We start from the raw sequence: 9136 nt of genomic DNA, 5'->3' as shown, positions 1-9136 counted from the left end.
AGTTCATCGGGGTCAAGCTCTCGGCCGGCTCCGTTTCGCCGGCACTGGCGTCTCGCGGCATAGGATACCCGGGCTGATGATGGACGATCCTGAGAAGATCTTTCTCGCTTCGCCGCAGTGGAAGGGCGCCGTCGCGGGCGCACGGGAAGGCATGGCCCTCAAGGGCTACACCGTGGACGACGACACGCTCGGCACGGTCGCCATGTCGGTCTTGATCCGGTTCATCGGGGCCGGCGGGTACGAGGAGGCGGCCGTACTGGAGACGATGGCCATGGTGTTGTCGGTTACCGCCAAGATGCGGGCGCAGACCAGCGCCGAAGTGCAGCACTGAGGGGGAGGACGACCATGGCAGACAACTGGATCGAGTCGTTCGCCGTCGCCCTCGGGTTCGACGTGAACACCGCCTCGCTCAACACGGCCAAGAAGTCGATCGCCGACTATGAGACCGCCGTGACGGCAGCCGAGAAGCGGATCGAGGATGCCCGGTGGGCGGGCGCCAAGACCGAGGAGGAGGTCGCCAAGCTCACCCGAGAGACGAATCTGAAGGAGGCGCGTGCGGCGCTCGCAGCTGCCCAGGACAAGGAGAAGGCTGAGAAGGAGCAGGCTCGCAAGCGCGAGGAGCGCCACAAGGAGTTCATCGCCGGTTTGAGCCGGGTAGCGTTGGCGGCCACTGCCATGGCGACCGCGGTAGGGTTTGCCGTTAACAAGGTCACGGGTGCCTTCGACAATCTCGGCTTCGTATCCGCGCGGACCGGCGCCTCGGTGCAGAGCCTTAAGGCGCTCGGCTATGCCTTCTCCCAAGTTGGCGGCACGTCGGAACAGGCTATCAGCGCAGTGGAGAGTTTTCAGAAAGCCTTACGCGAGAACAGCGGCGTCAAGAGCTACGTCCAGAGTCTGGGTGTGGACATGACGAAGGATCCCGCCGAGCAGATGCTCGACACCGTGCGCAAGTTGCAGAAGCACCCGTATGATGTTGGCTTCCGTGAAGCCGGACAAGCCGGCATCTCGGAGGAAAATTACAAGCTGATCACGCAGTACATTGATCAGCTCGACCGCTATCAGGCCGAGTACAACAGCCTGACCAAATCGCTGGGGGTCAACTCAGAGCAGGCAGCGGCGGCATCGCAGTCGTTCCAGCGCTCGCTGACCCGCCTCCAGGCCACGTCGGCAGCCCTCAGCGATCGGCTGATGACGAGCCTCGCGCCGGCCCTGGAGGCCATCGTCGCGCGGTTCAACAAGTTCATCGCGGACAACCCGGAGGTCGTGAACACGATCCTGCGCACCACGGCCGACGGGATCATCTGGATCACGGACAAGATTCAAGCCATGGTCGAGTGGTTCGCCAGCGATCACGGCAAGATGTTCATCGACCGTTGGAACGACTTCGCCGATCGGGTCGCCGCGATCGGTCACGCCTTCGAGACAGTCTGGGCGGTCCTGAAGAAGATCGACGAGTGGCTGCATCTGTCGAGCATCTACAGCTTCATCGACAAGCTGGGCACGTTGATCCTGTCCGGCCGGTTCGGGCTCGGTGGTGCGATCCAGGATGCGCTTGGCGTTGGACAGGGCGGCGGCAAGGGCGTCGGCTTTGATGAGCAGCGCGAGCGCGCCCCTGAGGATCGGCCGGGCATTTTCAGGAGAGCTGCCCGCGCGGTGAAGCGTACGTTCTCCGGCGGCTCGGCCGATGCCCATGGCGGCGACGGTGGCCTGGCGCCTGAGGATGACGGCACCATCACGACCCACGGCCATCGCTGGAAGCCCGGTGCCAACTCCGCGGGCGGCAAGGAGCGGGTCGCGTCGTGGCTGAAGTTCTTTCAGGGCCCCATCGCCGAGGGTGGCATGGGTGCCGACCTTGGGACAGCACGGGCCATGGTCGCGATGATGCAGGGTGAGTCGACCGCAAACCTCGACCCGACGATCAAGGGCGACCCCGATCCGAGCGGCCGACCGACGAGTTTCGGCACAGCGCAGTGGCACGCCGACCGGTTCACGCAACTCAAGGCGTTCGCGGCCCGGATGGGCGTCGATTGGACCGACGTGGGCGCGCAGCAGCAGTTTCTGAGGCACGAGTTCCTTCGTGGCCGCTATCAGGGCGTCTGGAATCGGATCAAGGCCGCGTCGACCGAGGAGGCTAAGCTCCGCGAGGGGATCGACGGCTACGAGAACCCCAAGTTCAAGCAGAAGGCATACGACTTCCGCCTGCCGAACCTGCACGCGCTTCGCCGCTCAGGGGCGGGTGTCGCGCCAGCCGAGGCTGCCAACTCCAAGATCGTTGTCCCACCAGCCGCGGGCGTTCGCGGCCTGCCAAGCATGAGCCCTGGCGGCTTTGACCCGAACCACATCGACCCGAAGAACCTGATGCAGCCCGCTCCGGTCGGCGCCAGCCCCGTGACGAACACCAGCACGTCGAGCAGCAGCCGGTCTCTGACCCAGCACAACAGCTTCAAGGTGGATATCACCGGCAGCCAGACGCCGCGGGAGCACGCGGACGCCTTCACCAAGTCGGCGGACGGGCTGTACGCGCTGGCACTGCGAAACGTGCAGACGGCGACGGTGTAGGGGCGTGGACGAGGTGCACGGTCTGGCGCTGCAGACTGCTCAGCGTGCAATCGCGATGCCGCTCGTAGCTCAGTGCTCCTCGCCGGTTCAGCCGTTGAGTTCATGTGCTTGACAGTTTCTTAACCAACGCTCGGCAGCATCGCGGTAAACTACCTTGGAAGCACGCCATGATCGGCCTTTCGTTCCGCCAGTCGGCCAAGCCTTCGCCTCGGCCGGATGTCGGTGGCGCAGAGCGACTTCAGCGCGCTGAGGAGCAGCGGCTACTCACAGCCGTAGAGCGGCTGGCTGCGGCCCAGGACCTGACTATCGCCGATCTGCCGGAGGGCCCGCTGCGGGATGTGTTCTCGCGGCTACTCACGCGTGCGCGCCGTGAGCGACATACCCATCTCGGCGCGCTGGCAACCGTAGCGCGGGAAGCCTCCGAAGCCGCGATCAATGTCGGTTGGACCACGCACGACGTCGGTCAGGTAGCCGACTCGGCACAGACTATCGCCAGCGCCACCGAGGAGATGGTCGCCTCCATCGCTCAGGTCGCCGACACCTCCGAGGCGGCTGGCAGCTCGGCGGAGGCTGCCCGCACCGCAATGCTTGCCTGCCTGGGTGAGCTACAGCAGGTCCGTCAGGCGATGCAGGCCATCGACGCGCGAACCTCTCAGATCAATGAGCGCCTGGATGTCCTACAAGGGGCAGTCGCGCAGATCGGCACCATGGCCGGAACAATCGCAAACATCTCCGGGCAAACTAACCTGCTCGCTCTGAACGCCACGATCGAGGCCGCCCGGGCAGGACAGGCTGGCAAAGGCTTTGCCGTCGTCGCTTCCGAAGTGAAGGCGCTTTCCGCCCAGACCGCCAAATCCACGGACGAGATCCGTACCTGGCTCGGGACACTGCAGTCCGAGATGGGTCAGATCGCGCATGCCGTGAGCGAGAGCCGCGCTGCTGTGATCGCCGGTTCGGTGGTTGTTGAGAGGCTCGGCGCCTGCGTCGCGGAGGCTGACGCCGGTATTCGTCAGACCAGCGACTTGAACCGCGCCTTGTCCGAGACTCTGGGTCAGCAGCGGCAGGCCACGCAGGAGATCGCACAGAACGTGCAGGGCATCGCCGAGAAGGCGACGAAGACCCGTGGGGAGATCGCGAGCATCACCGCGCGGCTCGTCGCGGCGGAGGCCACTGGAATGAAGGCGCTCGACGCAGCGAACGAGACTGCTCCGGCATATCAGCTCGTGCGGCTGCCGGGCGATGTCGGTGTATGGAAGCGGCGGCTGGCGAGCATACTGTTGGGCCAGGCTGCGCCGGACGCGTCCGCCGCTACCATGCGGAGCGAGTCGACGCCCGCGCTTGGCGTGCAGTTGAAGGGCACGGCTATCGAACAGCACCCGGCATTCACGCAGTTCGTTCGAGCGGAACAGCTGGCTCTCACTGAAGCGGCACGGATGATAGCAGCGTTGGCAAAGCGAGACTGGGACACTGGTACTCCGGCCTTTAGCACCGCGTCGGATGCGATGGCCGATATGCTGGCCGCAGCGGGTGACATGATCGCAGTCTCTTAGTTTCGTTCGAAAGTCCCATAAGTTCTTTCGTGAAGGCAGTAAGGCATCTCGCTCTAGCGGAAATAGCGATGCATATGCTCCTCGATTTCAGCATGCCGATCCTCGTCGTCGATGACTACCAGACGATGATCCGTGTCATCCGCAACTTGCTGAAGCAGATCGGCTTCAGTGAAATCGATGATGCATCTGATGGCACAACTGCGCTCGGTCGCCTCAAGGAGCGTAAATACGGGCTCGTCATCTCCGATTGGAATATGGAGCCGATGACTGGCTACGAGCTACTGCAGCATATACGCGCCGATGAAGCCCTGCGGTTTACCCCGTTCCTCATGATCACCGCGGAATCGAAGATTGAAAACGTCATCGCGGCGAAGAAGGCTGGCGTAAGCAACTACATCGTCAAGCCGTTCACGAGCGTGACGTTGAAGGCCAAGATCGAGGCTATTTGTCTGAGCGAGAGCGCAGCTCTTACTCGCAAGACCGGATGACGACGAACGCATAGACATCCCTTCCGGCCAATGGATCGGCGGGCATCAGTCCGTTGCCAACGAGTTCACCGGCTCCATCATTGACCTTGATGAGCTTGTAGCCATCGCTGTGGTACTAATGATGGCATCGGCGATGCTTCACTGCCGCTGGCGCAACGCCCGTTGCGGCTCGACTGGTGTCTGCACTAGATTGCCAAACATCTCCACGATTTTGCGCTCACTGGGTATCCCGACTGGTGGCCTACCTTCGCTGACGGCAGATTCGTCCCAATCGCAGCCAGGCGAGGCTTCCTCCTGCGGCTGAGCGTCCATCTCGACCGAGGATCTTACTCGTGTTTCGCGTTCCGAGCGCCCGTCATTCGGCCGTTCGCTGCAGAGAACTCGCGCGTCCGCAGCCGTTCGTGGTTTGCTGAAGATATATCCCTGCACCTCCGTGCAGCCCTCACGCCGGACCAGTTCGAGTTGCTCGACCGTCTCGACCCCTTCTGCGACGATGCCCATGCCCAGCCGTTCGCCGATGCTCACGACCGCCCGAATGATGGCGGCCGCATCCGGATCGGCGATGTCGCGGATGAAGGATCGATCTATCTTGATCTTGTCGAACGGAAATCGCCGCAGATAGCTCAGTGACGAGTAGCCCGTACCAAAATCGTCGAGCGCCAATCGCACACCGAGGGCGCGAAGCCGGTGCAACACCCCGACGGCCTGCTCTGGGTTCTGCACCAGTAGGCTCTCGGTCACTTCAAGTTTCAAGCGTCGTGCTGGGAAACCAGTCGCTGATAGGGCAGCCACGACAGCCTCCTCCAGCCCGCCGCGGAACTGCACCGCGGAGACGTTGACGCTCACGCGCACGGATGCGGGCCAGTTCAGCGCCTCGGTACACGCCTCACGCAGCGCCCAGGTGCCCAGCGGCACGATCAGCCCCGTATCCTCCGCCACGGGGATGAATTCGCCCGGCGGAATGAGGCCATGTACGGGATGCTGCCAACGCATCAAGGCTTCAAAGCTCACGATTGCCCCGGTCGTCACGTCAATGATCGGTTGGTAGACGAGGAAGAAGTCGCCCCGCCGGATCGCCTCCTTCATGTCGATCGCGAGCAGGCTGCGTGTGGCGGTGCGCGCGTGCGCCTCGGCCTCGTACATCCGGTAGGTGTTGCGGCTCGCGGCCTTCGCCTGGAACAGGGCCATGTCGGCGCGCTGGAACGCACCCTCGGCTTCAGTGCCGTCGTCGGATAGGAGCGCCACGCCGATGCTCACGCCGATATCGATCACGGTCCCATCGAGCAGTAGTGGCTCGTCCACGGCGGCTATGATGCGTTCACACGCCCCCCTCACGGCTGCATCACCGTCGATGTCGGAGAGGATCATCGCGAACTCGTCGCCGCCGAGCCGGGCGACCGTGTCTGTATCGCGCACCGCCGAGCGGATGCGCTCCGCTACCAGACGCAACACCCGATCTCCTGCGAGATGCCCGTGGGTGTCGTTGACGATCTTGAAGTGGTCGAGATCAAGTGCGAGCACGGCGTGACGGTTCGGCGCCAGCGCCGCCCGGGGCAGCACATCATCAAGACGTTCGCGGAAGAGATTGCGGTTCGGCAGGCCGGTGAGCGCATCATACAATGCCATGTGGGCGATGCGCGCCTCCGCTTCCTTGCGTCTAGAGATATCGATCAGCGTACCGACCAATCGCAGCGCCCGACCGTCCGGGGCGCGAGCGGCTACGCGGGCGCGGGCGAGCACCCATAGCGCCTCATCCCCTGCCTGACCCACTCGGTACTCGCATTCGAGCGTAGGTGTCTGCCCCCTCAGGTGCGCCCGCGTCGCGGTCATCACGCGCTCGCGATCGTCTGGGTGGATCGCCTCGATCCAACCCGACATGGTAGGCCGAGCGCGTTCACCCACGAGCCCAAGCCTATCGCGCCAGCGCTCGGACACCCATGTCGTCCCGTCGATCAGGTTCCAGTCGAACAGGCAGTCCTCGCCGCTATCGAGCGCCAGGGCCAGCCGCTCCTCGCTCAGACGTAAGCGGGCTTCGCTGGCTCGCGCGGCTCGCTCGCTCTCGCGGCGGCGCGTGATGTCCGTGTACGTGCGCACGTACCCGCCGTCCGGCAGCCGCACGACACGCACCTCCAGGCTCGTACCGTCAGGGCGTTCACGCTCGTACACGTCGGGCAGGCTGGCGAGATCGGCAGTGTCCAGTGCCGCGACCAGCGGAGCTGGACTAGTCTGAAACTCGCCACGCGCGACCTGGAACGCATTGATGGCACTGTATGGACTGCCGTCGTACAGCACGGTTGCGGGTAGATCGAGAAGTTCACGCGCACGCTGGTTGTGCAGACGCACTCGCATATCGGAACTATAGAGGACCAGACCCTGGTCCATGCTTTCCAAGGCAGTGCGCAGCAGTTCGTTGGCCTCCTGGAGGTGCGCCTGCACACATACGCTACCTTCCAACGTCTTCCGAGACATCGATCTTCTCCATCGGATCGATACGGAAACAACTTGGCCGCCTCGCCGCACGAAAACATATCTCTAGCGTTCTGATGAATACCTTTCAAAACTTGGATAATTTCAAGTAAACCCGGCACCAGCAGGCGGGCTGCGGCAACCCGTAGCAGGTCTCACGTAAATGCTGTTTCGCGAGTAGCGAACCCATCTCGATGCAGCGCGTCTAATCACATCAAGCTTGACGGTGACAACACCAGGGGTCAGTACAACTTTGTCAGCCTAGAAGCGCCGCTATCGAGGACCTATCAAGTATCGGTGCTAATCTTCCGTATCTCGGCACGCAGCGCGCGCTGAGGGAATGATAGCGTGGGGTAATCAAAAGACCCTACGATTCAAATTGGTCGCACAACCGCTCCACCGTTCATGGGTCGCAGACCGCGACTGGGTCAGGTTACCGGCGCTTCAGATCCGTCCACTGCGTGACGACCGACTCGTCAGCCGGCATGTATGCGTCGACGATTGCGCCCTTACGGCTGACGACGCAGATCATCGCCGCCTCGCGCACCTCGTACATCATCGGCCGCTCGTAGGTGATGCGGAACAGCACCGGCGCGAAGTAGTCGCCCTTCTTGTCGGTCCGATCCGCGCCCGCCGAGACCGCCTCGACCTGCTTCATGCCGGCCTTGGTCGCTTCGCTCAGCACGGTGGCACGACAGGTATCCACCGTGCGGTTGCGGCCCGGAACCTCCGGAAGAGGCTGCCCAATGGTTTGCAGAGCTGCAGAGGTGCCCTTCACCAAGCCGGTGCCTGGCACCATCGACAAGATAGTCTGCTCGCCAGCTGCAGACGAGGCCGACCCGATCGGCGAGATCTGCCAAGGCATCTGCCAGGTGGCCGCCGACGTATCCGGCGCGGCGGGCGCATCCTGGGCCAGGGTAGGCCCGGCTAGGGCGGAAATGAGGGTCGCACAGCAGATCAAGCGTAGGAGCATCACGGCTCTCCTTCTTCGCGGGGGTGAACTCGGAGCCGCGGCATCGAGCTAGTCCGTCGGCGCGAGGGCAAGTGGCATCGTCCAGGGGGAGGACGGCGCAGGGGAAGGTGACGGAGCGGCTGAACGATCGGCTCTCGATCGGTGCAGAGAGGCGTGTGCGACCGCGCCTGCATTGACCCACGTCCGAGCCGACGTCGGCAGGCTAAGGATGCCCGTCGCCGTCTCGGCATCGCGGTAGGGTATCCGTGCCCGGGAGATCGTGATTGCCGCTCGTGGCCTTCTGAGCGACCGTGCGTGCCTCGCGGGACCTGGGTTCAGGATCGGTTGGACCACAACCCCTACGTCACGGGGCGTCGTGACCGGGCTTGTTCGATCCACCACCAACTCCGCATGATCCGGTTCGAGCATCGCCGTGCGCCGGGGCGGCGGTGCGGTGGTTATTATCGGCGCTGGCCGAACGACGACCTCGGCCGCACGCCGCGTCTGCGCCGCTTGAGGTGGCAGGGTCGGCGCAGCGGTCGGATCTGCCGACAGGGTTCGGACCGGGATCGCGTCCGCGCGATCTCGCAACGGTTGCTGTACGTCCGGTTCGAGCGTCGCTGCCGCGTTCGGCGGGGCCGGCGGCGCGACGCCTCGGCGCTCAGCGCGCTCGTTCCACGCGGGCGGCTCTTCGTGCGTCAGGCGTGCCGCGTCGAGGGGCGCACGGCTGATCAACGGCAGATGCGGGTTGGCACGTGGCGGTAGGATCGCCGGTTGCGCAACCGTTTCCGCCGGGTTCGGGTCCAGGAAGGTGCGGGGTCCGTCGGCGATGGAGAAGGTACTTGGATCGTCCGCATGCGAGAGAGGCCCCGTCAGGTGTGGGACCTCTATCCAGCGCGGGAAGATAGATGGCGGTGGCGAATCCCTAGACGCCGCCGACGGACCCCGCACCTTCCTGGACCCGAACCCGGCGGAAACGGTTGCGCAACCGGCGATCCTACCGCCACGTGCCAACCCGCATCTGCCGTTGATCATCCGTGCGCCCCTCGACGCGGCACGCCTGACGCACGACGAGCCGCCCGCGTGGAACGAGCCCGCTGAGCGCCGAGGCGTCCCGCCCC

6 protein-coding genes are annotated in these 9136 nt (G+C 64.2%); 4 read left to right on the top strand and 2 right to left on the bottom strand.

Annotated features, from left to right (window positions below; all coding sequences use genetic code 11):
* Positions 1 to 76 precede the first annotated feature (76 nt).
* The 4 genes from MKK75_RS02295 (at position 77) to MKK75_RS02280 (ending at position 4597) form a co-directional block, all read left to right on the top strand.
* The gene (locus tag MKK75_RS02295) at positions 77 to 331 is read left to right on the top strand and encodes a hypothetical protein (protein WP_244041012.1); all 255 of its coding nucleotides are present in this window, start codon (positions 77 to 79) and stop codon (positions 329 to 331) included.
* Between the two features lie 14 nt (positions 332 to 345).
* A complete protein-coding gene (locus tag MKK75_RS02290) occupies positions 346 to 2559 on the top strand; it encodes a phage tail tip lysozyme (protein WP_244041011.1) in 2214 nt (737 codons plus the stop codon).
* A gap of 167 nt (positions 2560 to 2726) precedes the next feature.
* On the top strand, positions 2727 to 4109 hold the full coding sequence (locus tag MKK75_RS02285) for a methyl-accepting chemotaxis protein (protein ID WP_244041010.1): 1383 nt from the start codon (positions 2727 to 2729) through the stop codon (positions 4107 to 4109).
* A gap of 74 nt (positions 4110 to 4183) precedes the next feature.
* Positions 4184 to 4597 (top strand): response regulator, encoded by a 414-nt coding sequence (locus MKK75_RS02280; protein ID WP_244041013.1) that lies wholly within the window; start codon positions 4184 to 4186, stop codon positions 4595 to 4597.
* Between the two features lie 138 nt (positions 4598 to 4735).
* Here MKK75_RS02280 and MKK75_RS02275 read toward each other — a convergent pair whose 3' ends face one another.
* Positions 4736 to 7033 carry a putative bifunctional diguanylate cyclase/phosphodiesterase gene (locus tag MKK75_RS02275; protein WP_244041009.1) on the bottom strand — a complete coding sequence of 766 codons (2298 nt, stop codon included), beginning with the start codon at positions 7031 to 7033 and terminating at the stop codon, positions 4736 to 4738.
* A 463-nt stretch (positions 7034 to 7496) separates the two neighbouring features.
* Positions 7497 to 7868 (bottom strand): hypothetical protein, encoded by a 372-nt coding sequence (locus MKK75_RS02270; RefSeq protein ID WP_244041008.1) that lies wholly within the window; start codon positions 7866 to 7868, stop codon positions 7497 to 7499.
* Positions 7869 to 9136 lie beyond the last annotated feature (1268 nt).

It is taken from the genome of Methylobacterium sp. J-030 (assembly GCF_022829545.1).
Lineage (GTDB): Bacteria > Pseudomonadota > Alphaproteobacteria > Rhizobiales > Beijerinckiaceae > Methylobacterium.
The sequence above is the reverse complement of the archived record's forward strand: the minus strand, read 5'-3'. Positions and strand labels throughout refer to the sequence as shown.

Coding starts and splice junctions, on each gene's coding strand:
- MKK75_RS02295 (WP_244041012.1), top strand. CDS start 77: ATGATGGACGATCCTGAGAAGATCTTTCTCGCTTCGCCGCAGTGGAAG.
- MKK75_RS02290 (WP_244041011.1), top strand. CDS start 346: ATGGCAGACAACTGGATCGAGTCGTTCGCCGTCGCCCTCGGGTTCGAC.
- MKK75_RS02285 (WP_244041010.1), top strand. CDS start 2,727: ATGATCGGCCTTTCGTTCCGCCAGTCGGCCAAGCCTTCGCCTCGGCCG.
- MKK75_RS02280 (WP_244041013.1), top strand. CDS start 4,184: ATGCTCCTCGATTTCAGCATGCCGATCCTCGTCGTCGATGACTACCAG.